This is a genomic window from Pantoea sp. EKM101V (genome assembly GCF_011800325.1).
GTDB lineage: Bacteria > Pseudomonadota > Gammaproteobacteria > Enterobacterales > Enterobacteriaceae > Pantoea > Pantoea anthophila.
In genome coordinates this window covers 43,690-69,444 of the sequence record NZ_JAALFP010000001.1, presented here as the reverse complement: position 1 = coordinate 69,444, position 25,755 = coordinate 43,690, and the positions used below count along the sequence as shown (strand labels likewise).

Annotated in this window: 32 protein-coding genes and 1 pseudogene; 22 read left to right on the top strand and 11 right to left on the bottom strand. The window is 54.1% G+C overall.

Annotated elements, in window-relative coordinates; all coding sequences use genetic code 11:
• Positions 1-41: 41 nt before the first annotated feature.
• Positions 42-290 (bottom strand): hypothetical protein, encoded by a 249-nt coding sequence (locus tag HFD92_RS00395; protein WP_009089591.1) that lies wholly within the window; start codon positions 288-290, stop codon positions 42-44.
• Between the two features lie 207 nt (positions 291-497).
• On the opposite strand from HFD92_RS00395, the gene HFD92_RS00390 reads away from it, so the two are divergent.
• Together HFD92_RS00390 and HFD92_RS00385 are read left to right on the top strand one after the other, a co-directional pair.
• Positions 498-698 carry a hypothetical protein gene (locus tag HFD92_RS00390; protein WP_046102075.1) on the top strand — a complete coding sequence of 67 codons (201 nt, stop codon included), beginning with the start codon at positions 498-500 and terminating at the stop codon, positions 696-698.
• A gap of 245 nt (positions 699-943) precedes the next feature.
• A complete protein-coding gene (locus HFD92_RS00385; protein WP_167428090.1) occupies positions 944-1,300 on the top strand; it encodes a hypothetical protein in 357 nt (118 codons plus the stop codon).
• Positions 1,301-1,417: 117 nt separating this feature from the next.
• Here the strand turns inward: HFD92_RS00385 and HFD92_RS00380 are convergent, their stop codons facing one another.
• The 3 genes and pseudogenes from HFD92_RS00380 to HFD92_RS00370 all read right to left on the bottom strand — a co-directional run bounded on the left by HFD92_RS00380 (position 1,418) and on the right by HFD92_RS00370 (position 3,762).
• Positions 1,418-1,759, bottom strand: coding sequence for a hypothetical protein (locus HFD92_RS00380; protein WP_167428089.1), 342 nt, complete (start codon positions 1,757-1,759; stop codon positions 1,418-1,420).
• Positions 1,760-2,261: 502 nt separating this feature from the next.
• Positions 2,262-3,523 (bottom strand): annotated as a pseudogene (gene umuC / locus HFD92_RS00375) (translesion error-prone DNA polymerase V subunit UmuC).
• Entirely contained in the window at positions 3,523-3,762 is a 240-nt protein-coding gene (locus HFD92_RS00370) for a hypothetical protein (RefSeq protein ID WP_058957687.1), read from the bottom strand. The pseudogene umuC and the gene HFD92_RS00370 overlap by 1 nt, the downstream one beginning before the upstream one ends.
• A gap of 291 nt (positions 3,763-4,053) precedes the next feature.
• Here HFD92_RS00370 and HFD92_RS00365 point away from each other — a divergent pair, with 291 nt between their 5' ends.
• Complete coding sequence (locus tag HFD92_RS00365; protein WP_167428088.1) at positions 4,054-5,085, top strand: acyltransferase; 1,032 nt, start codon at positions 4,054-4,056, stop codon at positions 5,083-5,085.
• A gap of 12 nt (positions 5,086-5,097) precedes the next feature.
• Here HFD92_RS00365 and HFD92_RS00360 read toward each other — a convergent pair whose 3' ends face one another.
• Both HFD92_RS00360 and HFD92_RS21710 read right to left on the bottom strand, forming a co-directional pair.
• Positions 5,098-5,307, bottom strand: coding sequence for a hypothetical protein (locus HFD92_RS00360; RefSeq protein WP_167428087.1), 210 nt, complete (start codon positions 5,305-5,307; stop codon positions 5,098-5,100).
• Between the two features lie 580 nt (positions 5,308-5,887).
• Complete coding sequence (locus HFD92_RS21710; RefSeq protein WP_370525213.1) at positions 5,888-6,169, bottom strand: hypothetical protein; 282 nt, start codon at positions 6,167-6,169, stop codon at positions 5,888-5,890.
• An 87-nt stretch (positions 6,170-6,256) separates the two neighbouring features.
• Between HFD92_RS21710 and HFD92_RS00350 the strand changes: the two genes are divergently transcribed.
• On the top strand, positions 6,257-7,162 hold the full coding sequence (locus HFD92_RS00350; RefSeq protein ID WP_255461678.1) for a site-specific integrase: 906 nt from the start codon (positions 6,257-6,259) through the stop codon (positions 7,160-7,162).
• 31 nt (positions 7,163-7,193) lie between these two features.
• On the opposite strand, the gene fliE is transcribed toward HFD92_RS00350, so the two are convergent.
• Positions 7,194-7,505 (bottom strand): flagellar hook-basal body complex protein FliE, encoded by a 312-nt coding sequence (gene fliE, locus HFD92_RS00345; RefSeq protein WP_167428086.1) that lies wholly within the window; start codon positions 7,503-7,505, stop codon positions 7,194-7,196.
• Positions 7,506-7,737: 232 nt separating this feature from the next.
• Between fliE and fliF the strand changes: the two genes are divergently transcribed.
• From fliF to HFD92_RS00270, 15 genes are all read left to right on the top strand, one after another.
• Entirely contained in the window at positions 7,738-9,465 is a 1,728-nt protein-coding gene (gene fliF / locus HFD92_RS00340) for a flagellar basal-body MS-ring/collar protein FliF (protein WP_111208693.1), read from the top strand.
• Positions 9,462-10,454 (top strand): flagellar motor switch protein FliG, encoded by a 993-nt coding sequence (gene fliG / locus HFD92_RS00335; RefSeq protein WP_009089561.1) that lies wholly within the window; start codon positions 9,462-9,464, stop codon positions 10,452-10,454. Before fliF ends, fliG begins: the two co-directional genes overlap by 4 nt.
• Positions 10,447-11,139 (top strand): flagellar assembly protein FliH, encoded by a 693-nt coding sequence (gene fliH, locus HFD92_RS00330; RefSeq protein WP_046102078.1) that lies wholly within the window; start codon positions 10,447-10,449, stop codon positions 11,137-11,139. The genes fliG and fliH overlap by 8 nt, the downstream gene beginning before the upstream one ends.
• Complete coding sequence (fliI, locus tag HFD92_RS00325; RefSeq protein WP_009089558.1) at positions 11,139-12,509, top strand: flagellar protein export ATPase FliI; 1,371 nt, start codon at positions 11,139-11,141, stop codon at positions 12,507-12,509. The genes fliH and fliI overlap by 1 nt, the downstream gene beginning before the upstream one ends.
• Before the next feature lie 19 nt (positions 12,510-12,528).
• Complete coding sequence (gene fliJ / locus HFD92_RS00320; RefSeq protein WP_009089556.1) at positions 12,529-12,972, top strand: flagellar export protein FliJ; 444 nt, start codon at positions 12,529-12,531, stop codon at positions 12,970-12,972.
• Positions 12,969-14,258, top strand: a complete 1,290-nt coding sequence (locus HFD92_RS00315) for a flagellar hook-length control protein FliK (protein WP_167428085.1) — start codon at positions 12,969-12,971, stop codon at positions 14,256-14,258. Before fliJ ends, HFD92_RS00315 begins: the two co-directional genes overlap by 4 nt.
• 129 nt (positions 14,259-14,387) lie before the next feature.
• Positions 14,388-14,873: a flagellar basal body-associated protein FliL gene (fliL, locus tag HFD92_RS00310; RefSeq protein ID WP_009089553.1), complete on the top strand. Its 486-nt coding sequence runs from the start codon at positions 14,388-14,390 to the stop codon at positions 14,871-14,873.
• Between the two features lie 4 nt (positions 14,874-14,877).
• Complete coding sequence (gene fliM / locus HFD92_RS00305) at positions 14,878-15,885, top strand: flagellar motor switch protein FliM (RefSeq protein ID WP_009089551.1); 1,008 nt, start codon at positions 14,878-14,880, stop codon at positions 15,883-15,885.
• Positions 15,878-16,285 (top strand): flagellar motor switch protein FliN, encoded by a 408-nt coding sequence (gene fliN / locus HFD92_RS00300; RefSeq protein WP_058957683.1) that lies wholly within the window; start codon positions 15,878-15,880, stop codon positions 16,283-16,285. Before fliM ends, fliN begins: the two co-directional genes overlap by 8 nt.
• Positions 16,286-16,287: 2 nt before the next feature.
• A complete protein-coding gene (fliO, locus tag HFD92_RS00295; RefSeq protein WP_167428084.1) occupies positions 16,288-16,686 on the top strand; it encodes a flagellar biosynthetic protein FliO in 399 nt (132 codons plus the stop codon).
• On the top strand, positions 16,686-17,417 hold the full coding sequence (gene fliP / locus HFD92_RS00290; protein WP_009089546.1) for a flagellar type III secretion system pore protein FliP: 732 nt from the start codon (positions 16,686-16,688) through the stop codon (positions 17,415-17,417). The genes fliO and fliP overlap by 1 nt, the downstream gene beginning before the upstream one ends.
• Before the next feature lie 25 nt (positions 17,418-17,442).
• On the top strand, positions 17,443-17,712 hold the full coding sequence (fliQ, locus tag HFD92_RS00285) for a flagellar biosynthesis protein FliQ (RefSeq protein ID WP_003854466.1): 270 nt from the start codon (positions 17,443-17,445) through the stop codon (positions 17,710-17,712).
• Positions 17,712-18,497 (top strand): flagellar biosynthetic protein FliR, encoded by a 786-nt coding sequence (gene fliR / locus HFD92_RS00280; RefSeq protein WP_009089544.1) that lies wholly within the window; start codon positions 17,712-17,714, stop codon positions 18,495-18,497. The genes fliQ and fliR overlap by 1 nt, the downstream gene beginning before the upstream one ends.
• Before the next feature lie 628 nt (positions 18,498-19,125).
• Entirely contained in the window at positions 19,126-19,761 is a 636-nt protein-coding gene (rcsA, locus tag HFD92_RS00275; protein ID WP_009089542.1) for a transcriptional regulator RcsA, read from the top strand.
• 142 nt (positions 19,762-19,903) lie between these two features.
• The gene (locus tag HFD92_RS00270) at positions 19,904-21,610 is read left to right on the top strand and encodes a methyl-accepting chemotaxis protein (protein WP_167428083.1); all 1,707 of its coding nucleotides are present in this window, start codon (positions 19,904-19,906) and stop codon (positions 21,608-21,610) included.
• 97 nt (positions 21,611-21,707) lie between these two features.
• Here HFD92_RS00270 and dsrB read toward each other — a convergent pair whose 3' ends face one another.
• Both dsrB and HFD92_RS00260 read right to left on the bottom strand, forming a co-directional pair.
• Positions 21,708-21,902, bottom strand: a complete 195-nt coding sequence (gene dsrB, locus HFD92_RS00265) for a protein DsrB (RefSeq protein WP_009089538.1) — start codon at positions 21,900-21,902, stop codon at positions 21,708-21,710.
• Positions 21,903-21,964: 62 nt separating this feature from the next.
• A complete protein-coding gene (locus tag HFD92_RS00260) occupies positions 21,965-22,123 on the bottom strand; it encodes a YqaE/Pmp3 family membrane protein (RefSeq protein WP_009089537.1) in 159 nt (52 codons plus the stop codon).
• A 317-nt stretch (positions 22,124-22,440) separates the two neighbouring features.
• On the opposite strand from HFD92_RS00260, the gene HFD92_RS00255 reads away from it, so the two are divergent.
• The 3 genes from HFD92_RS00255 to HFD92_RS00245 all read left to right on the top strand — a co-directional run bounded on the left by HFD92_RS00255 (position 22,441) and on the right by HFD92_RS00245 (position 25,071).
• On the top strand, positions 22,441-22,674 hold the full coding sequence (locus HFD92_RS00255; protein ID WP_009089534.1) for a DUF2525 domain-containing protein: 234 nt from the start codon (positions 22,441-22,443) through the stop codon (positions 22,672-22,674).
• Positions 22,675-23,028: 354 nt separating this feature from the next.
• On the top strand, positions 23,029-23,820 hold the full coding sequence (locus HFD92_RS00250; protein WP_167428082.1) for a mannosyl-3-phosphoglycerate phosphatase-related protein: 792 nt from the start codon (positions 23,029-23,031) through the stop codon (positions 23,818-23,820).
• Between the two features lie 30 nt (positions 23,821-23,850).
• Complete coding sequence (locus HFD92_RS00245; RefSeq protein ID WP_009089531.1) at positions 23,851-25,071, top strand: glycosyl transferase; 1,221 nt, start codon at positions 23,851-23,853, stop codon at positions 25,069-25,071.
• Between the two features lie 164 nt (positions 25,072-25,235).
• Here the strand turns inward: HFD92_RS00245 and HFD92_RS00240 are convergent, their stop codons facing one another.
• Both HFD92_RS00240 and HFD92_RS21705 read right to left on the bottom strand, forming a co-directional pair.
• Positions 25,236-25,415, bottom strand: a complete 180-nt coding sequence (locus tag HFD92_RS00240) for a YodC family protein (RefSeq protein ID WP_009089530.1) — start codon at positions 25,413-25,415, stop codon at positions 25,236-25,238.
• A gap of 177 nt (positions 25,416-25,592) precedes the next feature.
• On the bottom strand, positions 25,593-25,724 hold the full coding sequence (locus HFD92_RS21705) for a hypothetical protein (RefSeq protein ID WP_003854444.1): 132 nt from the start codon (positions 25,722-25,724) through the stop codon (positions 25,593-25,595).
• Positions 25,725-25,755 lie beyond the last annotated feature (31 nt).

Here is a 25,755-nt window from a genome sequence, read left to right as displayed (position 1 = left end):
ATCGGTTCTGCATTTAACCGTAGTGACAATATGTCGGGAAATCAGAGTGCGTCGGTCAGCCGATCAACAACCACATTACCCTGCAGATCGGTCTGCATAATCCGGTAGCTGACCGGCCATGAACGGCGGGTTGTGAGTTTATCGAACAGCGTGACGCCGCCCTTTTTAATCCCTTCGCGGTTAACAATAATCCACTCGGTGACCTCTTCCTGACCCCGATTTCGCAGGCTCAGCGACCGCTGCTCGATTAACTGGTCTTCCGCTTCAATCTTTAAATGATCTCGTAACATAATTTCTATCTCCTGGTAACGCAGCTCACTATATGCCTTTTATTAATCAGTTCAATCGAATTTTTTAATCGAAGTTACTGACAGCCTGGTGCTGGCGTTGCCCGCAGTGAAGAGAGCTCCTTTCACGTCGATGTCTCTGACAGGGCCGGAGGCGAGATCTCAGCGCTGGTCTAGACTTACAGCACTGGGAACCAAAAGGAGCGAATGATGTTTAAGCATAAAACGAACGAAGAACGTAAGCATGAAGGTGATGTGAGCAAGAGTCTGCCGGAAGCAGCGCCGCACGTGGGCAACGCTTATGAGGAAGATGATCACCCTGCGACGGATGCCCCAAAAGATCACGGGGAAGTGCCGCGCAAAAATGATGACAGCCAGGATGATAAAAAAGATCCTTTCAAAGCGCAGTAACTCCTGTGAGGCGCGTCCTCCGGGCGCGCTGGTCTGTCACGCACTCGGTCGCCCTACCCACTGTTAATTGACCGGTCTGATGCGCAGCCTGCTTCCCCCCTTCTCTTTTACGACGCTGAACAGCACACGACCATCGTAACGCAGCCGGATTATCATTGCGTAATACGCTATTATCTGTCCGGAATGACAGGGAGCCGTTTTCTTTGTCACGGCGCAGAGTGTCAGCAACGATGAGAGTGTCTGGAATGAAAAAAAGCGTTATTGCCCTGAGCCTGATTCTGCTGAGCGGATGCGTGGACATGGGACGCGTCGGACTGCATCCTCAGGTAAAAATGGCGTATTTTGACGGGCATCCCTGGCAGCTTGAGTCCTGCCTGAGTGAGGCGGCACAGAATCAGCAGCTTTACCTGGCTCAGGATGATCCGCTGCCGGGAGGAACAAAAAGATTTAACCTCGAACAGGATGGCGAAACGGTCGCGTGGGTCGAGATTGACAGGTTCAGCCGCAATCAGACCAGTGCCACCTTCTACGCAGACCCGAAGGCGTCTGATGTTCAGGCCGCGATTTCAGATATGGTCACAGCGTGCCAGACATCACGATAGTCTGATAGCCTGGCCTTGATCATGGCGTTTGCACGCAGGCATCATGTGCCGCTCTTTGTCCGATGCTGACCACCGGAAGCGGCGACACGCTGACAGAGGCGGCTATGGCAGCCCGGCTTACTCCGCCTCTACACAATCGTAAGATCCGCGTATCCGAATCTGATTCTGGCTGGTTCGGACGATTTCAGCCCTGAGCTCTGCTTTCCCCGCAAGCGTTGTCTGCTCTAAATCAACCATGCCCGGCGCCCGGGCGTTTTTGGCCCGCAGCTTTACCGTTGCGTTTTCGTAATCCCCCTTCTCCTTACTGAACGTCACTTTCTGCGTTTTCGCACGTTCGCCATTGACGGAGAACCAGTGATTTTTATCCGCTTTCAGATAGAACGGCCCGCACTGCATGGCAGAGAAGGCGGGGGCTGACAAGGCGAACAGACAGGCTATCAGGGTAACTCTTTTATTCATAATGCTGGCGTCCTGCTGGAGCGAAGGGAAACAGATCAGCGATGCAGGGGAAACCGTGTTTCCTCCCTCGCCGCCCGGGATGTGAAGGAGTATAGCGAAGGGTGGCGCGATTGCTGATGCCACTGTTCTTCGCCCCACCGTTCTGTGCAGGATTGGGAGGGAGGTCCGTTATGCGACCTCACCCTTCACACGCTGCTTTTACCCGTCCAGCCGGTTCAGTTTTGCTACACCTGCATATTCATAATTTCACTTTGAATATTTAGCATATCAGGTTGCTGTGCGTTGAGGTGTGGTTTTACAGAGACATACCGCAAGTCACAAACTGCCTTAGTGATGGTTTTAAGGTGATTTGCGGTATTTTTTTGTGCTACATGTGTGCTACGCCTAAATTGTCGGCCGGTAAGGCTCATACAAAGCCAGAACCTCAGCTGTGACTTTTCCCTGTTCGACAATCCCTTCAGGCCAACCCCCGCCTTTTATCTCTCGCTCTTAAAGCCGGCGGTCAAAACACCACCGGCAGATCAGAGAATCTTGTGGTATAAGCCGGTGAAAGCATTTCCCGCTTCATCGCCCAGGTGTTCTGAACACCCTGCCCTGCAAACCACAGATTACCCTTCCCGCTCAGGTTTATGCCGTCCATAACGCGCATCAGCGCCTCGCTGTTGGCCTGTGGTTTGTTTTCATCAAACAGGTTCAGTTGTGACACACCCTGGCTGAAGAAGTCACCCAGCATTACGCCTGCCTTCATGTAGCGGTGTCCATCGACCCAGATGCGATCAAGCGCCTCAATGGCCACCCGGATAATATCGCGGGTGTCATTGGTTGGCGTAAGCACCTTGCCGGTAGACTGATTACCGTAGAATACTTCCCCCACAGCGTGCGGGCTGGTCCTGACGAATACCGCTATCTGACTGCAATACTGACGTTCTCCGCGTAATTTACCTGCGGCTCGCGCTGCGAAGGTGCACACGGCTTCTCGCATGTCGTCGTACTGCGTGATTCTGGAACCGAATGAACGGGAGCAAACGATCTGCTGTTTGGTGGGCGCGAACTCTTCCAGCTGCAGGCATGGCTCACCGCGTAACTCTCTCACGGTTCTTTCCAGCACGACATTAAAGTGTTTGCGTATGGTATAGGTGCTTTGTTCTGACAGGTCTTTGGCGGTCAGGATACCCATTGCGTTGAGATTTTTGCTGATGCGCCGACCAACGCCCCAGACATCCTCAACCGGCACCAGTGCCATGAGCTTGCGCTGGCGTTCAACATTTGACAGGTCAACGACTCCGCCAGTTTGCTTCCATTTTTTTGCAGCATGGTTAGCCAGTTTGGCGAGCGTCCTGGTCTGCGCAATTCCCACGCCAACGGTCAGATGCGTATTACGCTTAACCGTTTCCCGCACCTCCCTGCCGAAGTTTTCCAGAACAATGCAGTTGCGCACGCCGCTCAGGTCCAGAAACGCCTCATCAATCGAATAGACTTCCACGCTGGGTGCCATCTGCTCCAGCGTCGTCATTACCCGGTTACTCATATCGGCATAAAGCGCATAGTTACTGCTGAAAACCTGAACCCTGTGCCGGCGAAACTCGTCTTAAGTTTGAAGTACGGCGCCCCCATGAGTATCCCAAGCGTTTTAGCCTCTGCTGAACGGGCAATGACGCATCCGTCATTGTTGCTCAGCACGACTACCGGCTTTCCCCGCAGATCGGGCCTGAATACTGTTTCGCAACTTGCATAAAACGAATTAACATCGACCAGGGCAAACATCACACAACACCATTCGGATTGTACAACTGAAACAGGCGCTCTTCGCCGTCAGTGGTTGAGATGTCGCGGAATGCTGTGGTGTGCATCTCGATCCATTTGTTGGCCGCCTTTAGCGTGTAATGCCAGTTAATGCGGTCAAGCTCTCTGATGAAATCCAGTGTGCTGATGGTGTAGCGACCGGCAGTATCGCGCTTTATAGCCTGCCGGAAAGCAATCATGATTTCGTAGTCACGCGGCATGACAAATCCTTCTTTGATGAATACTGTATGGATGAACAGTAATATCTATCGATAGATTTGAGCAAGCTGAAGCGGGACGCAGTTTTGTAAAGCCTCTGAGGTCACTGGGATTTTTGTTGGCTTAGCGGTTGCATTGTGACTAATCTCAAATCACCCACCCCGTATCCTCCATAGAGAGGCGCGATATAACTCTGCCCCATCGCCGGGGCTTTTTTATTTATCATTTGACGGTAAGCTACTTATTAATCAAAGTATGCGGAAAATCTTAAACCAACAGAACATGGTGTAATTTTGACAGAGCAAAGAAGTAACTTAGCCGGTCACTTCCCGGCAGCCGATGGAATCAGGGGACTAGCAGTGCTGGTTGTTCTGGTTGCCCATGCGTTAGTTATGTTCATACCAGCTACGAGGCCTTATTTAGGAGGAACGGGGAAAATAGGTGTGTGGCTCTTTTTTGTTCTTAGTGCTTTTTTGCTTACAAATAAGTTTTTAAAAAAGGGAATAAATATAAAATCCGTCTCGGAATACTTTCTTGGGAGATTTTTAAGGATATTACCGCTATTTTTTATAGCTTCAGCATTCTATTTTTACATGGGCTATTATAATACAGAAACACTAAAAAACGTCCTGGCTTTTCAGCAAGGATTTGCACACCTTTGGACTATCCCAGTAGAGTTTAAGTTTTATTTCATGCTGCCGATATTCTTGATAGCATTTCAGGCCATTAAAAAACGATTTGGAGTGTTCTCAGTTGCGTTTTTGGCAATTTTAATCACTATTGCATTTAGATACTTCTATCCTGTTAGCCTACTTCAGGAAAACTCAATAGAAACCCGCTGGTATATATCTAGTTTCATCGTCGGGATTATTTTATCTTACATTCTGAGAAACCTGAATATCCCACCTCGAAAATACGGCTTTTACATTCTTGCCTTATTGTTTTTAATACTATTAATAATACCATCTTTCTGCAAGCTTATAACTGGTACAGTTATTGTGCCAAACCTGGCGACAAGTTACCTATCTATAAGCATTGTCTGGGCTATTTTTATCTATTTTTCTTTATTAGACACAGGTGTAACATCAAGTATTCTTTCAAGTTCGCTAATGCGTAAAATTGGAAATCATAGCTTCTCAACCTACTTAGCTCATTGGTTTGTGTTGACTCAGCTTGCAAAAAAGTACACTGACAGCATACCTATGATGCTTCTATCGATAGTAGCCTCATTGCTATTAGGTGCTATCATTTACTTTGTTTTTGAAAAAAATATAGAAACCTTCAGACATAGAGTTCAAAAAGTAATGGCTAGCCCGTCGAAATGACGGGCTTTTAATTCACATCTCAGTGCCGTTTATATATTTAAAAGCTTCTTCATCATAAAAAACACCATCCTTTTCATTATAAAACATTCCTTTCTGGCAGAAGCCCTTATCTGAATCATATTCTATTAAGTAAAAGCCTTCGATTTCAAAATCTGGATCTGCAATGATTGTGTTTAAAACTTCAACTATATCGTTTTGAATGACTGCACAAGAACTCATCATGCATACTCCTCAATAATAACCCGACCTGAAGCACCCGCAACTGAGGCATAGCTAGTGGAAGAAGATAAGAGACAGCCCACAGCTTCACCTCCTCCAGGATAACCACCTGTATCTCCGGGTATTGATGAGTGCGGCAATGCACCATATGCACCAAGTCCCGCCAATTATCGATGATAGTGACGAAACATAGCGACCACCCTGGCCTGTTTGTCCAAAAACGTTAAAAATATTACCGCCTGTCGCTATACCTCCAGTCGTACCTGATGCGTTAGTTTTACCTCCCGTGCAGGTAATATAACTACCAAATGAACTCTCTCCCCCTGATCCACCGAATGCACTAGAGCCCGCTGCAACTGCATTGCCCCCCTACTCCTACAATTACGGGAATACTGTTGCTTGCACCAGATACATCTACATATGATTCCGCCTATGCTCCTACCGCTCCAGAAGTATAACTTGTGTCAGCAGCGCTTATACCTTGTCCGCCAGCGCCAGCTCCCCAAACCCTGACTCTTAACAGACGTGTTCCCGGTGTTTTAGTGTAAGATCCCGAAGCAGTAAATACTTTCGCAGCTCCCTATTAACGTCCTGTATTTGAAGAGAGAAGCTCTGCTTTTAGATTTGCTAGCAAAGTTGCAGGCGACCCATTGTCTAGGACGTCCACAGCGGCAGCATCACAAATGTATTGAGCCAAAACATAAGCCATAACTGTGGCCTGTCGGAGTGCCTTATTAATTTGGGCAGATGAGGCTTTTCCTGCCTGAAAATTAGTAGCTAAAGCAGCCAGAGCTTCGTAATCAGCCTGGCTAGTGACATTAGCCCTACTGCCAATAGCAAGTGGTTTAAAATTATTTGTAGCCATTAAAGATTCACTCCCCATGCGCATTCGTCAAACCCGGCTATATAGTCATTATCAATATTAAAGCCAAAAAACTACATCCGGTCTGTCATGCAAAAAGACCTGCTCAACCTGCGCATTGAACTTCTCAATGGCAGCTACTTTACCGGCAGAAAGATGAATATAGAAAAGAAAGGCAGGACGGCGGCCACGGTTAATGCCAGCATAGCAGACCTGAAAGCGATCTTCGCCTTTGCTCATGGCAACGGATATATCGAGGCAAATCCTATGACAGGAATAAAACCTCTCAAAAAATCCAATAAGCGTCCGAATCCGATTACCCGGGAAGAGTACCCTCGCCTCATCGCGGCATGTTCAACACGACAGACGGCGAACATGTGGTCGCTTGCCATCCTGACCGGATTACGTCATGGCGAGATATGCGCTCTGGCATGGGAGGATGTGGACCTTGAGGCGAAAAAGCTGACGGTCAGCCGCAACCTTACGCCACAGGGTCTGTTCACGCCGCCGAAGACAGAAGCAGGGAACCGCGTCATATGCCTGATGGATGCAGCTGTCGAAATTCTGCGTGACCAAAGGGAGCTGACCAGAATGTATCCTCAGACCTCTTTCACTTTTCATACCAGGGAGTATGGCGAGCAAATTGAGGAGCAGAAGACATTCGTCTTTAATCCCGGCGTGAACGCAGTCAACGGCAGGTCGGGAGCATATTACTCAACAGAGTCACTGGGACAGATATGGACCGGCGCACTGAGGCGTGCAGGCCTGCGTCACCGGAAAGCCTATCAGTCGCGTCACACGTTCGCATGCTGGGCTCTTTCAGCAGGCGCAAACCCGAACTACGTTGCATCGCAAATGGGTCACTCCGATGCGCAGATGGTTTACCGGGTTTATGGCGCCTGGATGTCAGAGAACAATACCGACCAGCTATCACTCATCAACACGAAAATGAGCGATCTTGTGGTACATACGTGCTTCACCAAAGTGGCAGTATGATAAAATTCAGCATCTTCAGACAGTTACCCGCCTAAACTTGCATATTCATGATCTCGCTGTACGCTGAGACCAGCTTGTTTCTGACCTGAATCCCCATCTGCATGGAGATAGAAGATTTCTGGAGATCGACCATCACATCATTCAGCGCCACGCCGGGTTTCCCCATCTCAAAATCCTGCGCCTGGGTGCGTGCGGTCGTCTGCGTTTCGCTGATCTTATCCAGTGCGGCCTTCATGGTTGCACCAAAGTCGATCTGATTTGTGACTTCACTGCTGCGGTTGCTGGCCTGCAGTGAGGTGACCTGAAGCTGCTGGAGTACGCCGTCAATAGCCTGAATAGACATGAACGATACCTTATAAAAGAGGGTGGGATTTTTTCTGTAGGCAAAAGTTAACACGTTGTCAATGAGACAAAGGCGCTAAATGAAAGCAAAAAACCTACCTTATCCACGCATCGAATTTTGCTTATCACCTAATAATGCCTGGCATTGAAGTGGAAATTTTATCTACGCAGGTCAGGGAGTCTGTTTTGCCATCTCAACTTACCCGGTCAATTACGTCAGGCAGGAATCGGTCATGAATGCGAGTACAGCCGCCACACCAGATCAAGAAAAGAAAGGCTTCGGTGACCTGCTCGCTCGCCTGCGCGCCAATCCGCGTATTCCTCTTATCGTCGCCGCCGCCGCCGTTATCGCAATCGTCATCGCGATGGTGCTGTGGGCAAAACAGCCCAGCTACAGCGTGCTTTACAACAACCTCTCTGATGAAGATGGCGGGGCTATCGTCACCCAGCTGACGCAGATGAACATCCCCTATCGCTTCGCTGAAAACGGCGGCGCACTGATGGTGCCTGAGGCTAACGTGCACGAGCTGCGTCTGCGTCTGGCTCAGCAGGGTCTGCCGAAAGGCGGCTCGGTGGGGTTTGAACTGCTCGATAAAGAGAAGTTCGGCATCAGCCAGTTCAGCGAGCAGGTTAACTATCAGCGCGCGCTGGAAGGCGAACTGGCCCGTACGATCGAATCACTCGGCCCGGTCAAAAGCGCCCGTGTCCATCTGGCGATGCCAAAACCGACCCTGTTCGTGCGTGAGCAGAAAGCCCCGTCTGCCTCTGTCACCTTAACGCTGCAGCCTGGCCGTGCGCTCGATGAAGGCCAGATTCAGGCCATCGTCCACATGGTCTCCAGCAGCGTCGCGGGTTTACCGCCGGGCAACGTGACGGTCGTTGATCAGACCGGTCGCCTGCTGACCCGCTCCGACTCAGTCGGGCGCGATCTGAATGATGCACAGCTGAAATATGCCTCTGAAGTGGAAGCGCGTTATCAGCAACGTATTGAAGCGATCCTGAATCCTATCGTGGGCCAGGGCAACGTGCATGCGCAGGTCACCGCGCAGATTAACTTCGATACCAGCGAGCAGACTGACGAGAAATATCAGCCTAACGCGAATCCGTCGAATACGGCGATCCGTTCGCGTCAGACCAGCACCAGCGATCAGTCGGGCAGCCCGTATCCGGGTGGCGTGCCGGGCGCACTCTCTAACCAGCCTGCGCCAGCTAACTCAGCGCCGGTCACAACGCCAAATAACACTGCGGCCAATGGCCAGAACGCCAATGGTCAGAATGCTAACGGACAGAACAACGCCGGCCAGACCACCAGCACCGCCACAGCCAGCGCGACGCCGACCAACTCACGTCGTGATGACACCGTGAACTACGAGCTGGACCGCACCATTCGTCATACCAAACTCAACGTGGGTGACGTGCAGCGGCTTTCCGTTGCGGTGGTGGTGAACTTCCGTACCGACGACAAAGGCAAAACGGTCGCGCTGAATGAAGCGCAGCTGAAGCAGATTGAAGATCTGACCCGTGAAGCGATGGGTTACTCCCAGACGCGTGGCGACAGCATCAACGTGGTGAACTCGCAGTTCAACTCGACTGAGCCGGTGAGCACCGACCTGCCCTTCTGGCAGCAGCAGTCCTTCTTTGATCAGCTGATGAGTGCGGGTAAATGGCTGTTGATTGCCCTGGTGGCCTTCATTCTCTACCGCAAGATGGTGCGTCCGCATCTGGTGCGTAAGCAGGCTGCCGAGAAAGCCGCCGCCGAAGCCGTTGCCGCCCGCGCCACGCAGCAGGAAGAAGAGGAAGCCTTTAGTGTGCAGCTCAGCAAAGATGAGCTGGAGCAGGAACGTAAGTCTAACAACCGCATGAGCGCAGAAGTGATGAGTCAACGCATCCGCGACATGTCAGAAAACGATCCGCGCGTTGTTGCGCTGGTGATTCGCGAATGGATGAGTAAAGAGCTATGAGTCTGACCGGAACTGAAAAAAGCGCCATCCTGATGATGACCATTGGCGAAGAGCGCGCCGCGGAAGTGTTTAAACATCTGAACCAGCGCGAAGTGCAGCACCTCAGCGCCGCGATGGCCAGCATGCGTCAGGTGTCACACAAGCAGCTGACCGAGATACTGCGTGAGTTCGAAACCGATGCCGAGCAGTTTGCGGCGCTGAGCCTGAACTCCAACGAATACCTGCGCTCGGTGCTGACCCGTGCGCTGGGCGAGGAGCGCGCCGCCAGTCTGCTGGAAGATATTCTCGAAACGCGGGAAACCACCAGCGGGATGGAAACGCTCAACTTTATGGAGCCGCAGGCCGCTGCCGACCTTATCCGCGACGAGCATCCTCAGATCATCGCCACCATCCTGGTTCACCTCAAACGGGGTCAGGCGGCCGATATTCTGGCGCTGTTCGACGAGCGTCTGCGCCATGATGTAATGCTGCGTATCGCGACCTTTGGTGGGGTGCAGCCTGCCGCGCTGGCCGAGCTGACCGAAGTGCTGAACGGCCTGCTGGATGGCACCAACCTCAAGCGCGCGAAGATGGGCGGCGTGAGAACCGCAGCCGAGATCATCAACCTGATGAAAACCCAGCAGGAAGAGGCGGTTATCGAAGCCGTTCGCGACTTCGATGGCGAGCTGGCGCAGAAAATTATCGACGAGATGTTCCTGTTCGAAAACCTGGTGGAAGTGGACGACCGCAGCATCCAGCGCCTGTTGCAGGAAGTGGAGTCCGAGCAGCTGCTGGTGGCACTGAAAGGGGCCGAACAGCCGCTGCGCGAGAAGTTCCTCAAAAACATGTCAGCCCGTGCGGCCGACATTCTGCGCGACGATCTGGCCAACCGCGGTCCGGTGCGGATGTCTGCTGTAGAGAACGAACAGAAAGCAATCCTGCTGATTGTTCGCCGCCTGGCCGAATCTGGCGAGATGGTGATTGGTGGTGGCGAGGAAACCTATGTCTGATGCATTTTCTGCCCGCCCGTGGCAGCTGTGGCAGCCTACCGATCTGGGTCGTTTTGATGAGCCTGAACCGGAGGCACTGCCGGAGATCGCTGAATCTGACGACGGCGTTGATGAGCAGCAGCAGCAGCTTGAACGTCTGCAGCAGCAGATGCGCAAAGAGGCGCAGGGCCAGGGTTACAACGAAGGCTTTCAGCAGGGCGTCACCGAAGGCCAGAAAGCGGGCTACGACGCCGGTTTTCAGCAGGGTCTGGCCGATGCTCAGCAGCAGCAGGCCCCCCTGCAGGCGCGGATGTCCCAGCTGGTCACCGAGTTTCAGAACACGCTGGAGTCGCTGGACAGCGTCATCGCTGCCCGCCTGATGCAGCTGGCGCTGGAAGCCGCGCGCTCGGTGATTGGCCAGGCCACCACGGTGGATGGCACCGCCCTGCTGCGTCAGATTCAGGGTTTACTGCAACAGGAACCGATGTTCAGCGGCAAACCTCAGCTGCGCGTCCACCCTGACGATCTGCAGCGCATTGAACAGACCCTGGGTCCGACGCTGGATCTGCACGGCTGGCGGCTGATCGCTGACAGCACCCTGCACCCTGGCGGCTGCAAACTCAGCGCGGAAGATGGCGATCTGGATGCCAGCGTCGCGACACGCTGGCAGGAACTCTGCCGCCTCGCCGCACCGGGAGAAATCTGATGACCACCCGTCTGAACCGCTGGCTGGGCTCGCTGGATGCCTTTGAAAAACGCATTTCCCAGGTGCAGCCGGTACGCCGTTATGGCCGTCTGACCCGCGCCACCGGCCTGGTGCTGGAAGCCACAGGCTTACAGCTGCCGCTGGGCGCAACCTGCATCATCGAACGCAACGATGGCAAAAACATCAGCGAAATCGAAAGCGAAGTGGTGGGATTCAACGGTCAGAAGCTGCTGATGATGCCACTGGAAGAGGTGGACGGCATTTTACCCGGTGCGCGGGTCTATGCGCGCCAGAGCGGCGACAATCCGCAGGCGGGCAAACAGCTGATGCTGGGCCCCGAACTGCTGGGCCGCGTACTCGACGGCAGTGGCCGGCCGCTGGATGGTCTGCCATCACCGGATACCGGCTATCGCGCCCCGCTGATCACGCCGCCTTTTAACCCGCTGCAGCGTACGCCGATTACCGACGTACTGGATACCGGCGTGCGTGCCATTAATGCCCTGCTGACGGTGGGTCGCGGGCAGCGTATGGGCCTGTTTGCCGGTTCAGGCGTGGGTAAAAGCGTGCTGCTTGGCATGATGGCGCGCTACACCAAAGCGGACGTGATCGTGGTTGGCCTGATTGGCGAACGTGGTCGCGAAGTTAAAGATTTTATCGAGAACATTCTCGGGGCTGAAGGCCGCGCCCGTTCGGTTGTCATCGCCGCCCCGGCAGACGTTTCACCGCTGCTGCGTATGCAGGGTGCCGCCTACGCGACCCGTATCGCGGAAGATTTTCGCGACCGCGGTAAGCATGTGCTGCTGATTATGGACTCCCTGACCCGCTACGCCATGGCGCAGCGTGAAATTGCCCTGGCGATCGGCGAACCCCCGGCAACCAAAGGCTATCCGCCTTCCGTGTTCGCCAAACTGCCTGCGCTGGTTGAGCGTGCCGGTAACGGTATCGACGGCGGCGGTTCCATCACCGCGTTCTATACCGTCCTGACCGAAGGTGACGATCAGCAGGACCCGATTGCCGACTCCGCGCGTGCGATTCTCGACGGCCATATCGTGCTGTCGCGCCGGCTCGGTGAAGCGGGTCACTATCCGGCCATTGATATTGAAGCGTCGATCAGTCGTGCGATGACCTCGCTGATCGATGAGAACCACTATGCCCAGGTGCGCCAGTTCAAGCAGTTGCTCTCCAGCTTCCAGCGTAACCGCGATCTGGTCAGCGTGGGCGCCTATGCCGCCGGCAGCGACCCGATGCTGGATAAAGCCATCCGGCTCTATCCGCAGATGGAGGCTTTCCTGCAACAGGGCATCTTTGAGCGCAGCGATTATGACGACGCCAGCCTGCATCTCCATGCGCTGTTTGGCGCCTCAACCTGATTAACGCGAGGTAATGGCTATGAAAACGGCAAATGCTATCGATACGCTGCGCGACTTAGCGGAGCAGGATCTCGAACGGGCCGCCATCTATCTGGGCGATATGCGCCGCGGCCAGCATGCCGCCAACGAGCAGCTGACGATGCTGCTCGACTATCAGGATGAATATCGCAACAAACTTAACGATGACATGTCGAGCGGCATTGCCAGTACCCGCTGGACTAACTATCACCAGTTTATTCAGACGCTGGAAAAAGCGATTGAGCAGCACCGTAATCAGCTTAATAACTGGAATCAGCGCCTGGAGCAGGCGCTGATCAACTGGCGTGACAAACAGCAGCGGCTGAACGCCTATCAGACCCTGATCACGCGGGCAGCGGAAAATGCATTACGACAGGAAAACCGTCTCGACCAGAAACGGATGGACGAATTTGCCCAACGGGCCGCATTGAGGAGAGGCGAATGATTACGCTGCCAAACATTGCCATGAAAGCGACGGCTAAAACCGACGCAGAACCATCAGTCGCAACCGACGCGGCGGCAGGGTCAGATACCCTGCCTCAGGACTTTCTGACCGCGCTGGGAAACCAGCTGCTTGGTCTGGCAAAACAGCAGGGAAAAGCGGCGCAATCCGCTGACGCAAAAGCAGAAATGGCCGATGAGCGTCGACTGGCTTCCCCGCTCAGTGCGCTGCTGGCAACACGGGATAATCCTGCTGCCCTGGCTGCCCTGCTGAAACCGGAAAATATTAAAGCTGGGTCAAAATCAGCCGATGATAAAGAGAGCCTGGACGCGGCATCCTTAAGCGCCAGCGAGCTGCAGAATGTGCAGGCGCTGTTCGCCATGCTGCCGGGTGCGGCTACGGCGACAGCCAGCACGCCACCGCCCGTCAGCAGTGAATCGGGTGAGGTAATCAGTCAGAGCGATGGCGGCCGTAAAGCGCTGACCGCGCTGACACAGATGCTGAACACGACACCGGAGAGCAGCTCATCGCAGAGCACTGCACCGGGTAAAGATGAGAAGCACGAGATAAAAGGTGCGGCGCTGAACGCCCCTGCGGCGAGCAACGCGGCGAGCCAGAGCAGCAGTACCGCGCAGAGCAGCAACAGCAGCCTGAACCTGGCCTCAGACAGCCATTTCCAGCAGGCGCTGAGTGCGATGATGAAGCAGGATGATCAGGCCCCGGCGCACAGCAGCGCCAGCGACACTGGTCTGAACATCAGCGGCCCGATTACGAGCGCCAGCACCCTGCCCGCGCCGGTGACCGCGTCAGCGACCAGCAGCACTCCCTCAACGCCGATGCTGAATGCGCAGCTGGGCAGCGACGAGTGGCAGCAGGCGCTGAGTCAGCAGATTGTGATGTTCAGTCGCAACGGCCAGCAGAACGCGGAGTTGCGTTTACATCCGGAAGACCTCGGCGCTATCCAGATCAGCCTGAAACTGGATAACGACCAGGCACAGATTAGTCTGGTTTCCAGCCACAGCCACGTCAGATCGGCGCTGGAAGCCGCGATACCGCAGCTGCGCAGCGCGCTGGCAGAGAGCGGTATCAACCTGGGCGAGAGTCAGGTGAGCAGTGACAGTTCCGCGCAGAGCCAGAGCTTCCAGAATCAACAGGAGGCGCGCCGCGACGGACAGCATGGCCGCTTCTCCCTCCCCCAGGACAGTAACACCGACATTACGCCGATTGCCGTCCCCGCCGCCCTTCAGGCTCGCGTCAGCGGTAACAGCGCCGTCGACACTTTTGCCTGACAGCGATAAACGCTGAAGGTAAGCGTAAAACCCGCGTCTATTCTGCCCATTGGTTTGACTTAAGACGCGGGATAATCTGTCCCGTGAGCCGAGAGGCTTGCCCATAATTCACAGGAAGTAACTGCAACCATGTCTGATAACGCGAAAGCTAAAGGCCGCAAACGTAAACTCTTAATACCGGTGTTGCTCATTGTGACGCTGGCCGCTTGCAGCGTGGCAGGCTATGCAGTCTGGCGAATGATGAACAAACACGAGGGCGATAAGCCTGAGGTGGCGAAAGTTGAACCGCCTCCCGCTCCGGTCTTTTTTGCACTTGATACATTTACGGTTAACCTGGTCAATCCCGACAACGATCCTGACCGCGTGCTGTACGTAGGCTTTACCCTGCGTCTGGCCGATGAGGATACCCGTCGTCGGATGAATGACTATCTGCCTGAGGTGCGCAGCCGTCTGCTGCTGCTGCTCTCGCGTCAGAGTGCTTCGGCCCTGGCGACAGAGCAGGGAAAACAGGCGCTTGTTGAACAAATCAAACAGGCGCTGACACCTCCGCTGGTGAAAGGTCAACCTCCGCAGGCTGTAAACGACGTGCTGTTTACCGCCTTCATTTTGAGGTGAATCAATGGGCGATAGCATTCTCTCCCAGGCTGAAATTGACGCCCTTTTAAACGGCGACAGTGGCAGCGCGGAAGAAGAAAAGAAACAAAGCGGGCCGGAAGGCGATATTCGTCCTTACGACCCGAACACCCAGCGCCGCGTGGTGCGCGAGCGTTTACAGGCGCTGGAGATCATTAACGAGCGTTTTGCCCGTAGTTTCCGTATGGCGCTGTTTAACCTGCTGCGCCGTAGCCCGGATGTCAGCGTCGGGGCGATCAAGATTCAGCCGTATCATGAGTTTGCCCGCAATCTGCCGGTGCCAACCAACCTGAACCTGATCCACCTGAAACCGCTGCGCGGCACCGCGCTGGTGGTGTTCTCACCCAGCCTGGTCTTTATCGCCGTTGATAACCTGTTTGGTGGCGACGGACGGTTCCCGACCAAGGTCGAGGGTCGTGAGTTCACCCATACCGAGCAGCGGGTTATTCGCCGCATGCTAAAGCTGGCGCTGGATGGTTACAGCGACGCCTGGAAGGCGATTTATCCCCTGGACGTCGAATATGTACGTTCAGAGATGCAGGTAAAGTTCACCAACATTACCACCTCACCGAACGATATCGTGGTTAACACGCCGTTCCAGGTGGAGATTGGTAACCTGGTGGGTGAGTTTAATATCTGCATCCCGTTTTCAATGATTGAACCGCTGCGCGAGCTGCTGGTGAACCCACCGCTCGAAAACTCCCGCCAGGAAGATAACCACTGGCGTGACAACCTGGTCAAACAGGTGCAGCACTCTGAGCTGGAACTGATCGCTCACTTTGCCGAAACCTCGCTGCGTCTGTCACGGATCCTGCAGCTGAAACCCGGCGATGTGCTGCCGATTGAGAAGCCGGAACGCATTATCGCCCATGTCGATAGCGTCCCGGTCTTAACCAGCCAATATGGCACGATGAACGGCCAGTATGCGCTCCGTGTCGAACACCTGATTAACCCGATTTTGAATTCGCTGAACGAGGAACAGCCCCATGACTGACAGTAATAAACCGTCTGACGATATCTCTGCGGACGATCTGTGGGCTGAAGCGATGAATGAGCAGGTCGGCAGCAGCAGCGCGCCGCAAACCGATGACGTCTTTAAGTCATTCGACAGCCCGAATGTGGCAGGCTCGCTGCAGGACATCGATCTGATTATGGATATCCCGGTGAAGCTCACCGTGGAACTGGGCCGCACCAAGATGACCATCAAAGAGCTGCTGCGTCTGACGCAGGGTTCCGTGGTGTCACTGGATGGCCTGGCGGGTGAACCGCTTGATATCCTGATTAATGGCTACCTGATCGCTCAGGGTGAAGTCGTGGTCGTGAACGACAAATATGGCGTTCGCATCACCGATATCATCACTCCGTCTGAACGTATGCGTCGTCTGAGTCGCTGAATATGACCAGCCAGAATCAAACGCTGCAACCGGCTGCACCTCAGGCCCAGGCGATCTCCACCGGCTCGATGCTGGCTCAGGTCAGCAGCGTATTAGCGTTAATTATTTTACTGATTCTGGCCTGCGCCTGGCTGGCACGCCGTGTCGGCTTCGCGCCGAAAAAGGTCAGCAGCCAGGAGCTGAAGCTCACAGCCAGCGTCTCCGTGGGCCAGCGTGAGCGGGTGGTGATTGTGGATACCGCCGATGCCCGTCTGGTGCTGGGCATTACCGCACAGCAGATTACTCACCTGCACACCCTGCCGCCGGGTGAACCGGCGTCAGTGACGCCGGTCAACAGTGCACCACAGGATTTTCGTCAGCTGTTACAGAACCTGGTTAAACGTCCCGGAAAAAACTCATGATGCGTCGACTGCTTCCTTTACTGCCACTTCTGTTACTGGCACCGGTTGCCCATGCCCAGCTGCCGGGCCTGGTGAGTCATTCGCTGCCTAATGGCGGTCAGAGCTGGTCGCTGCCGGTGCAGACGCTGGTCTTTATCACGGCGCTGACCTTTATTCCGGCGGTGCTGCTGATGATGACCAGCTTCACCCGTATCATCATTGTGTTTGGTCTGCTGCGTAACGCGCTGGGCACGCCCTCTGCCCCGCCAAATCAGGTGCTGCTTGGCCTGTCGCTGTTCCTGACCTTCTTTATCATGGCGCCGACCTTTGACCGGATTTATCAGGATGCCTATCTGCCCTTCAGTCAGGACAAGATCAGCATGGATGTGGCGATTGAGAAAGGAGCCCAGCCGCTGCGTGATTTTATGCTGCGCCAGACGCGTGAAGCGGACTTAGCCCTGTTTGCCCGGCTGGCAAACGTGGCACCGATTGCCGGTCCGGAAGCCGTGCCGATGCGCATTCTGCTGCCCGCTTACGTGACCAGCGAGCTGAAGACCGCGTTCCAGATTGGCTTTACCGTCTTTATCCCGTTTCTGATCATTGACCTGGTCGTCGCCAGCGTGCTGATGGCGCTGGGGATGATGATGGTGCCGCCCGCGACCATCTCACTGCCATTTAAACTGATGCTGTTTGTTCTGGTCGATGGCTGGCAGCTGCTGGTCGGTTCACTGGCGCAAAGCTTCTACTCCTGATCCCCTTTTCTTCCCGGAGCAACACATGACACCCGAATCAGTAATGGTAATGGGACAGGAAGCGATGCGCGTCGCCCTGATGCTGGCCGCCCCGCTGCTGCTGGCTGCGCTGGTCAGCGGCCTGCTGATCAGCCTGATCCAGGCGGCGACCCAGGTCAACGAACAGACCTTATCCTTTATTCCTAAGATCTTGGCGGTGGCGACCACCGGGATTATTGCCGGCCCGTGGATGCTGAATCTGCTGCTGGACTATATCCGCACCGTCTTTACTAACCTGCCTTACATCATCGGCTGATGATTACTCTCGACAGCAGCCAGCTGGTTCAGTGGGTCAGCCAGTTCTTCTGGCCACTGGTGCGTATCATGGCGTTGTTCGCCACCGCACCGATCCTCAGTGAACGTTCCGTCAGTAAGCGTGTCAAAATCGGACTGGCGGTGATGATCACCTGGCTGCTGATGCCGCTGCTGCCTGCTGTTAATGTCACGCTCTTTTCGCCTGCCGGATTCTGGCTGCTGATCCAGCAGATGCTGATTGGCATCGCACTGGGCTTCACCATGCAGTTTGCCTTCGCAGCCGTGCGCTGCGCCGGGGAAGTGATTGGCCTGCAGATGGGTCTGTCGTTCGCCACCTTTTTCGACCCCGGCAGCCGTCTGAACATGCCGGTGCTGGCCCGCTTTCTCGACATGCTGGCGATGTTACTGTTCCTGACCTTTAACGGGCACCTGTGGCTGATGTCGTTACTGGCGGACAGTTTTCATACCCTGCCGATTGGCGGTCACCCGCTGAATGCCAATGCTTTTATGGCGCTGGTGAAATCGGGCGGATTAATTTTCCTTAATGGCATGATGTTAGCGCTGCCCTTAATCGTTTTGTTACTCATGCTAAATCTGGTACTGGGTTTGTTAAACCGCGTTTCACCACAGTTATCGATCTTCGCAATCGGCTTCCCGATTACCTTATCAGTCGGAATTTTAACCATCAGCCTGCTGATGCCCCTTCTCGCCCCGTTCTGTGAGCATTTGTTCGGTGAAGTATTTGATTTACTCGCCCTGTTCCTGACAGAACTATCCCGAACCTGAACATTAACTTTCTAACTATCTTTCCATCACCACACTTAAGTATCGCAAAACCATCCGTGCATTTTCCGAACCATGTTTTCCAGAATGCAACTAAGGATATTCTGATAAATGTGCTGAGAGTCTGAAAATAATTCTTATTAAACCGGGCTTCGCGTATTTTAGTTGGGTGGTTCACAGAAGCTCTCAGACTGTGAATGTGCAGGCAAATCGGTCAAACCATTGAAATTACGAAGAAAAAAACTTTAACGAATTTTTCTTGTTAAAAAATGTTTTTTCCGGCATTGTCAACGCACGCTGAGACATCACACTTTCGTAAAACAAATGTTTTTGAGAATTGTCCTATCAGAAAACTCCGGGTTTTCAGGGATAGTGACAAGGCTCCCAAAAATTGAGTAATACTTAACCTCCGGCATTTCACTGGCACTCCCCGCCATAGTCGGAGAATGTGTGACGTCAGGGCAGCACAAATTTTTTTGCAGAACGGGTCAGGGATGAAGACTTTTACGGGCGATTGCCTGTTACCACACTGCACGAGCAGAATAAAAAAGTACCTAAGAAATCTCTCTCGTATCGCAACGCGTATTCATCGTTGATTTAAACGGATAACAAATTGGTGAGGGTCGCTATTATGCCAACTATTATTATGGATTCCTGCAACTACACACGCCTGGGATTAACAGACTACATGTCTTTGAAAGGAGTTAAGAAGAAAAATATCTCTTCCGTCTCCGACATTGAGCAACTACAGCAGAAATGTGAGCAATTAAATCCTGGTGTCGTATTTATTAATGAAGATTGTTTCATTCATGAATCCGATTCCAGTGAGCGTATCCGCAGCATTATTACGCAGCATCCAGATACACTCTTCTTTATCTTTATGGCGATTAGCAATATCCATTTTGAGGAATATCTCTACGTTCGTAAGAACCTGATTATTACATCAAAATCGATGAAAACGTCGACCCTGGATTCCTTACTCAGCACCTATTTGCAGAAGAAACTCAACCAGTCTGCGCGCATCTCTTCGGGCATGGATGTTCACCCGCTGACGCTGAGCCAGACCGAGTCAAACATGCTGAAAATGTGGATGTCAGGTCATGACACCATTCAGATCTCAGATAAAATGCAAATTAAGGCCAAAACGGTATCGTCACACAAAGGTAATATTAAACGCAAAATCAAAACCCATAATAAACAGGTGATTTATCATGTGGTGCGTTTAACCGATAATGTGACCTCGGGTATTTACGTTAATATCCGCTGATCGTTAAACCAGAAAAACCGGCTCCGATGGGCCGGTTTTTTTTTGCTCAGAACTGGGAGCCACGTCTCACTCTTACCGCTAAGTCTTTACTCTCTTTTGCCGATGTTAAGCCTTATAACAACAGCCCTGAGAGAGCAAGGATATGAACACTGCATTAGATAATGATGGACAAAAAAGCGCGGGCATCTGGCAGAACCTCCGCCTGGTACCGCTGTTTAGCCTCATCTTCGGCGGCATTCTGCTGCTGTTTGCACTCTGTATTGGCGTCGCCAGTTACTTTCTTACCTTAAGCAATCACTCCCTCGATGATGCCACCGACGAAATTCAGGTTCGTATGGGGCTCGCCAACAGTTCAAACCATCTGCGTACGGCACGTCTGACGATTATTCAGGCCGGTGCGGCCGCCCGTATTGGCGAAATGGATGAGTTTCGCGCTAACGTCGCGGCAGCCGAAAAACGTATCAAGCAGGCCAAAGAGGGCTTTGCGGTCTATGAAGCGCGTAAGGTGAAGTCGCCCTCTGATACCGAACTCGATGCCACGCTGCAGGCACGCTTCAATAATTACATTACTAAAGGCCTGCTGCCGATGATCAATGCCGGTAAGCAGGGCAGCTTTGAGGGGATCATTGCTCAGGAGACGGATGTCACCCGCAAGCTGGATGATGAATATAATCAGGTGCTGCTGAAGGCGATTAAAATCCGGACCGACCGGGCAAATGCCATTACCGCTGAAGCCGATGCGCAGTCACGCATAGGTTTTATAGCGATGGGCGTCGCGTTTGTGGCTGCACTGGTACTGGTTCTGCTGACCTTTGTCTTCCTGCGGCGGATTGTGATCAATCCTTTACGGCAGTCAGTGGAACGCATCGAACGCATCGCGCAGGGCGATCTGACCTCCGCTCCCCTGCCCTATGGGCGCAGTGAAATTGGTACGCTGATCCATAACCTGCAACTGATGCAGCAGGCACTGGTCACCACGGTCGGAACGGTGCGAGAAGGCGCTGTCGCCATTTATCAGGGATCCAGCGAAATCTCCGCCGGTAACACCGACCTCTCTTCCCGCACCGAGCAGCAGGCCGCCGCGCTGGAACAGACCGCGGCCAGCATGGAAGAGCTTACCGCCACCGTGAAGCAGAATGCGGAGAACGCGCATCACGCCAGTCAGCTGGCTGCCGATGCCTCCGGCAAGGCCCGCAGCGGCGGCGAGCTGGTCAGCGGTGTGGTGAAAACCATGACCAATATTTCCGGCAGTTCGAAGAAGATTGCGGAGATCACTAACGTCATCAACAGCATTGCGTTTCAGACTAACATCCTGGCGCTGAACGCGGCCGTCGAGGCGGCGCGTGCCGGTGAGCAGGGGCGCGGCTTTGCGGTGGTCGCCAGCGAAGTGCGGAATCTGGCCCAGCGCAGTGCGCAGGCGGCAAAAGAGATTGAGTCCCTGATTGCCGAGTCAGTCGCACTGATTAACGACGGTTCACAGCAGGTGGGCGCAGCCGGGAATACGATGGGTGAGATTGTCGAGGCGGTGCGTCGGGTGACCGATATCATGTCAGAGATTGCGGCCGCCTCCGACGAGCAGAGCCGCGGGATTCAGCAGGTCAGCCAGGCGGTGACCGAGATGGATAACGTCACTCAGCAGAACGCCTCGCTGGTGGAAGAAGCGACAGCCGCCGCCGCGTCACTGGAGGATCAGGCGGGTAAACTGACCCAGGCCGTCGCCGCCTTCCGCCTGCAGGCTTCACCGGCGACCACCGCGATGGCTTCCCGTCCGGCTGCACCGGTTAAAACGGTGGCCGTCGCGCCTCGCCAGGCACTGGCTGGCAGCAACGAAAACTGGGAAACTTTCTGAGTCATTAAGCAGGGTCGCGGGCGACAGCGCTCAGGGCCCTTCTATGCAAAAAGCCGCCTCCGGGAACGGAAAGGCGGCTTTTTTATGCGCGTCAGGCTCAGGCGTCGTGGTAAGGCTCAACGAAGATCCCATCCGGCTGATGCGTCTCATTAAAAAACCAGATACCCAGTGGATAATCTTCGAGCGCAACCAGAAACATCGTGCCCTCGTTGAACGGCTCCATCGCCAGAATGGTGCCCACGCGACGCGGGCCGCCATCCGTTCTGACGCTGACGCGATCATTTACCTTCATGTCGGTTCTCCTGATGATTTACTGCGTACAGTCTAACCGAAGAACCTGAGGGATGCAGCGCGTTAGCGGCGGGCAATGACCCATACGGCATGGATAATGCCGGGGATGTAACCACAGAGGGTCAGCAGGATATTCAGCCAGAACGCGCCGCCAAACCCGACCTGCATGAACACGCCCAGTGGCGGCAGCAGGATAGCGATAATAATTCTTAAGAGGTCCATAACCATTCCTTTAGGTATTGAAAAAAATCAGCTTTATTCTCAACTATAGCTGAATCTGCTCTGTTAACAGGAAAAGTCAGGTAAATCTGAGTAAGGATGCCCTTTTTCGATTCTTTAACAGTGCACGGCAGGATTTCATACGCGCCTGACTGTTACACTCTCCCTGCTGCATCGCCCCCCCGGCAGCGCAGCATTCCTGCAATAACAAGGATTTTGCCCGCACTCTGCGGGCTTTTTTTGATCTGCGATTAACCCTTCCTCGCCTTTCTCTGCCGCCTTCTATACTTACAGTTCTGTTTGCTCTCAGGAGTCTGAAAATGACAGAGGAAAAGCACGACAGCGCGGCGCAGCCAGCCGAACTCAGAGTAGATATGGAAGGGTTACTGGCGGCGATTCAGGCCAGAACGTCGGGTGAGATACGGGACGCTATGGAAGCGGGACCGTCGCCACGACGCGAGATTGATGGTCAGGTTTTTCGTTCCGGCGCCGAACTGGGGGAGGCTTTTGAGATCGACATCAGTGACTGTCGCGCCTGTGAAGCTAACCGCTGAAATCGATTTCAAAAAAATACCCGGCATGGAAGCCGGGTAAAAATTCAATTCGTTACACCAGGGAATTCTTAACACCGTTGCAGAATACCTGATTGCCCGGACTGAACAAGTATCAGATATGCACGTTTCTGCAATCGCCCCACTCACGCTGACGCGATACAGGTTAAAAACACCGCGCTGCACAGTCACTTAGCCCTGCACAATTCCTGCATGCCCCACGTTTCTGCGGGCCTGTTTTTAAGAATATTCCTGGATTTCTGGCCGGTGTGGCAGGAAAAAAAGTGTGCGCCATATTCAACTATAATATTGAAAAATCGCTGCTTTAGCGGCGAACGTGATGAAAGGAGCTTGTTCATGCCCGATCTTCAGCACCCCTTAATGGTAATTACCGATTTGGATGGTTCACTGCTCGACCATCACAGCTATCGCTGGGATGCGGCCACGGAATGGCTGACCACACTCCGGGAGCATGCGGTGCCGCTGGTCATCTGCTCCAGCAAGACCGCAGCTGAAATTGTCCCGCTGCAGAAAAAGCTCGGCATCGCCGGTTCCCCCTTTATTGCGGAAAACGGTGCCGTGGTGCAGACCCTGGATCAGCAACGGATTCGTCTGCCTGATAGCGCCCTCAGCTATGAGGCGCTCTGTGAGCGTCTGGCTGGACTGAAAAGCCACTTCCGCTTCACCGGATTTCACGACTTCTCCGATCCGGAGGTGGCCGCCATGACCGGTCTGAGTGAAGCGGATGCGGCCCTCTCCCGTCAGCGGGATGCGTCAGAAGTGGTGGTCTGGCGCGACAGCGATGAGGCCTTTAACCGGTTTCATGAGGCACTGCATGCAGAAGGGCTGGCGCTCACTCAGGGCGGCCGTTTCTGGCATGTGATGCCGGCAGGCAGTGGCAAAGGCGAAGCCCTGCGCTGGCTGCTGGCACACTCTCCCGGCGAGCCACGCGTCACTATCGGGCTGGGTGATGGGCCAAACGACGCCCCGATGCTGGATGCGGTGGATTATGCGGTCGTCATCAAAGGCTACAGTAAAACGCCGGTGACCCTCAGCCGCACCGATCAGCAGCAGGTTTATCACACCGCTCACCACGGCCCTGAAGGCTGGCGTGAAGGGCTCGACTATTTTTTGACTCAACCTCAATGAGCTGCCCATGGGCATGAAAAGGATGAAGCGATGAGTGACTTTTATCAGAATGGCGTAATCACCAACTTCCATAACCTCACCCACCGCAGCGTGGAGTCGCTGGAAAAAGAGATGGTTCGCTTTGCCCGCAAACGCAAAATGGGGCTGATCCTGCCGTCGCTGTTTTCCGAACTTGAAGGTCCGGCACTGACCAATATCGTCGATGAGCTGGCAAAAGTGCCCTACCTGGATGAAATTGTGATCGGGCTGGATCGGGCCGACCGCGACCAGTTCCTGTTTGCCCGCGACTTCTTCTCCCGGCTGCCGCAGCGCCACCGCATCCTGTGGAACGATGGCCCGCGCCTGAAGGCGATCGATGCGGAGCTGGATAAAGAGGGGCTCTCCCCCACCAATCCGGGTAAGGGGCGCAACGTCTGGTTCTGTACCGGCTACACGCTGGCCTCCGACCGCACCAGCTGTGTGGCCCTGCATGACTGCGATATCGTCACCTATGAGCGCGGCATGCTGGCACGTCTGCTCTATCCGCTGGCGAACCCGGCGTTTCAGTATGAGTTCTGTAAGGGCTTCTATGCGCGCGTGGCCGACGGCAAGCTGAATGGCCGCGTGGGCCGCCTGCTGGTCGGGCCGCTGCTGCGCTCGCTGCAGAAAGTCTATGGCCACTCAGAGTATCTCGATTACCTGTCGAGCTTCCGCTATCCGCTCTCCGGCGAGTTTGCCATGCGCACCCATGTACTCAACGGCATTAAAATTCCTGGCGACTGGGGACTGGAGATCGGCGTGCTGTCGGAGATTTACCGCAACTACACCACCCGCCAGTCGTGTCAGGTCGAGATCGCCGATAACTATGACCATAAACATCAGCCGCTGGCCGAGGATGATGGCACAGGCGGCCTGAAGCGAATGAGCAGCGACATTGTTCAGTCACTGCTGCGTAAGCTGGCCACCATGGGCGTTCCGCTCACCAGCGACTCATTCCGGGTGCTGAAAGCCACCTACTACCGCAATGCGCTGGATATGATGGAGACCTACAACCACGAAGCGGTCATGAATGGCCTGAAGTTCGATCAGCATGTGGAAGAGGCGGCGGTCGAGATGTTTACCCAGTCGATTCTGGAGGCGGGTCAGGCGTTTATCGAGCGTCCCAACGATAAGCCCTTTATTCCGAGCTGGAGCCGCGTCCAGTCAGCGTTTCCTGACGTGCTGCAGCGTATCTATCAGGCGGTAGAGGAGGATAACGACGGCAACGTCTGAGCAGGAGCGGCACAGGGAGTGTGTCCGCGTTCAGACGGTGGAGGCGCAGAGCCTCAGTAAAGCTTCAGGATAGAAGAAGAGGCCTGCAGAGTGGCAGGCCTTTCAGGGATAAAGCGCCGTGGCCTGACAGGCCCGTTCTTCGCGGCGCGCTGTCTGCCTGCGATTCAGCTCGCCAGCTGCTGCTCAGGATTCAGCGCGCAGAGTTCATCACTGCGAAAGGCTTCACGGCGCACCGCATAGCCGTCATACCAGCGACACTCGACCATGCCACTGGCGTAGCCGGTCACCACCATGGTGTGCCCTTCTTCCTTGTGCTGAACCTCTTCACTGATTGCGAAAACCATGCTGCGCTCCTTTTTATTAACCTGAGTGATTATTTTCTTTATAGCAGGCGAATGCGGTTCCTGCCTGTTAAGGCACGCATAAAAAGGGCAAATTCGGAATTAAGCAGATGGATATAGTGAAAATAAAAAAAGCGGATAAAAAATATTATCCGCTTTGATGAGGAACCGACGCTGACGTCAGATTTTACAGCCTTCGCAATCGGCTTCATCACCGAGATCGTCCGGCACTTCGCTGGCTTTTTTCTCTGCTTTCGCTTCCGCCTGCTCAAGCTGTGCGTCAATATCAAATTCAAACATATCGTCGTTCATCGTCATTCTCCTGACCGTAAATCGCAGTGCG

Bases quoted from the DNA above. Each gene is read 5' to 3' on its own strand.
- HFD92_RS00395 (WP_009089591.1), bottom strand. From the start codon at position 290: ATGTTACGAGATCATTTAAAGATTGAAGCGGAAGACCAGTTAATCGAG.
- HFD92_RS00390 (WP_046102075.1), top strand. From the start codon at position 498: ATGTTTAAGCATAAAACGAACGAAGAACGTAAGCATGAAGGTGATGTG.
- HFD92_RS00385 (WP_167428090.1), top strand. From the start codon at position 944: ATGAAAAAAAGCGTTATTGCCCTGAGCCTGATTCTGCTGAGCGGATGC.
- HFD92_RS00380 (WP_167428089.1), bottom strand. From the start codon at position 1,759: ATGAATAAAAGAGTTACCCTGATAGCCTGTCTGTTCGCCTTGTCAGCC.
- HFD92_RS00370 (WP_058957687.1), bottom strand. From the start codon at position 3,762: ATGCCGCGTGACTACGAAATCATGATTGCTTTCCGGCAGGCTATAAAG.
- HFD92_RS00360 (WP_167428087.1), bottom strand. From the start codon at position 5,307: ATGATGAGTTCTTGTGCAGTCATTCAAAACGATATAGTTGAAGTTTTA.
- HFD92_RS21710 (WP_370525213.1), bottom strand. From the start codon at position 6,169: ATGGCTACAAATAATTTTAAACCACTTGCTATTGGCAGTAGGGCTAAT.
- HFD92_RS00350 (WP_255461678.1), top strand. From the start codon at position 6,257: ATGCAAAAAGACCTGCTCAACCTGCGCATTGAACTTCTCAATGGCAGC.
- fliE (WP_167428086.1), bottom strand. From the start codon at position 7,505: ATGTCTATTCAGGCTATTGACGGCGTACTCCAGCAGCTTCAGGTCACC.
- fliF (WP_111208693.1), top strand. From the start codon at position 7,738: ATGAATGCGAGTACAGCCGCCACACCAGATCAAGAAAAGAAAGGCTTC.
- fliG (WP_009089561.1), top strand. From the start codon at position 9,462: ATGAGTCTGACCGGAACTGAAAAAAGCGCCATCCTGATGATGACCATT.
- fliH (WP_046102078.1), top strand. From the start codon at position 10,447: ATGTCTGATGCATTTTCTGCCCGCCCGTGGCAGCTGTGGCAGCCTACC.
- fliI (WP_009089558.1), top strand. From the start codon at position 11,139: ATGACCACCCGTCTGAACCGCTGGCTGGGCTCGCTGGATGCCTTTGAA.
- fliJ (WP_009089556.1), top strand. From the start codon at position 12,529: ATGAAAACGGCAAATGCTATCGATACGCTGCGCGACTTAGCGGAGCAG.
- HFD92_RS00315 (WP_167428085.1), top strand. From the start codon at position 12,969: ATGATTACGCTGCCAAACATTGCCATGAAAGCGACGGCTAAAACCGAC.
- fliL (WP_009089553.1), top strand. From the start codon at position 14,388: ATGTCTGATAACGCGAAAGCTAAAGGCCGCAAACGTAAACTCTTAATA.
- fliM (WP_009089551.1), top strand. From the start codon at position 14,878: ATGGGCGATAGCATTCTCTCCCAGGCTGAAATTGACGCCCTTTTAAAC.
- fliN (WP_058957683.1), top strand. From the start codon at position 15,878: ATGACTGACAGTAATAAACCGTCTGACGATATCTCTGCGGACGATCTG.
- fliO (WP_167428084.1), top strand. From the start codon at position 16,288: ATGACCAGCCAGAATCAAACGCTGCAACCGGCTGCACCTCAGGCCCAG.
- fliP (WP_009089546.1), top strand. From the start codon at position 16,686: ATGCGTCGACTGCTTCCTTTACTGCCACTTCTGTTACTGGCACCGGTT.
- fliQ (WP_003854466.1), top strand. From the start codon at position 17,443: ATGACACCCGAATCAGTAATGGTAATGGGACAGGAAGCGATGCGCGTC.
- fliR (WP_009089544.1), top strand. From the start codon at position 17,712: ATGATTACTCTCGACAGCAGCCAGCTGGTTCAGTGGGTCAGCCAGTTC.
- rcsA (WP_009089542.1), top strand. From the start codon at position 19,126: ATGCCAACTATTATTATGGATTCCTGCAACTACACACGCCTGGGATTA.
- HFD92_RS00270 (WP_167428083.1), top strand. From the start codon at position 19,904: ATGAACACTGCATTAGATAATGATGGACAAAAAAGCGCGGGCATCTGG.
- dsrB (WP_009089538.1), bottom strand. From the start codon at position 21,902: ATGAAGGTAAATGATCGCGTCAGCGTCAGAACGGATGGCGGCCCGCGT.
- HFD92_RS00260 (WP_009089537.1), bottom strand. From the start codon at position 22,123: ATGGACCTCTTAAGAATTATTATCGCTATCCTGCTGCCGCCACTGGGC.
- HFD92_RS00255 (WP_009089534.1), top strand. From the start codon at position 22,441: ATGACAGAGGAAAAGCACGACAGCGCGGCGCAGCCAGCCGAACTCAGA.
- HFD92_RS00250 (WP_167428082.1), top strand. From the start codon at position 23,029: ATGCCCGATCTTCAGCACCCCTTAATGGTAATTACCGATTTGGATGGT.
- HFD92_RS00245 (WP_009089531.1), top strand. From the start codon at position 23,851: ATGAGTGACTTTTATCAGAATGGCGTAATCACCAACTTCCATAACCTC.
- HFD92_RS00240 (WP_009089530.1), bottom strand. From the start codon at position 25,415: ATGGTTTTCGCAATCAGTGAAGAGGTTCAGCACAAGGAAGAAGGGCAC.
- HFD92_RS21705 (WP_003854444.1), bottom strand. From the start codon at position 25,724: ATGAACGACGATATGTTTGAATTTGATATTGACGCACAGCTTGAGCAG.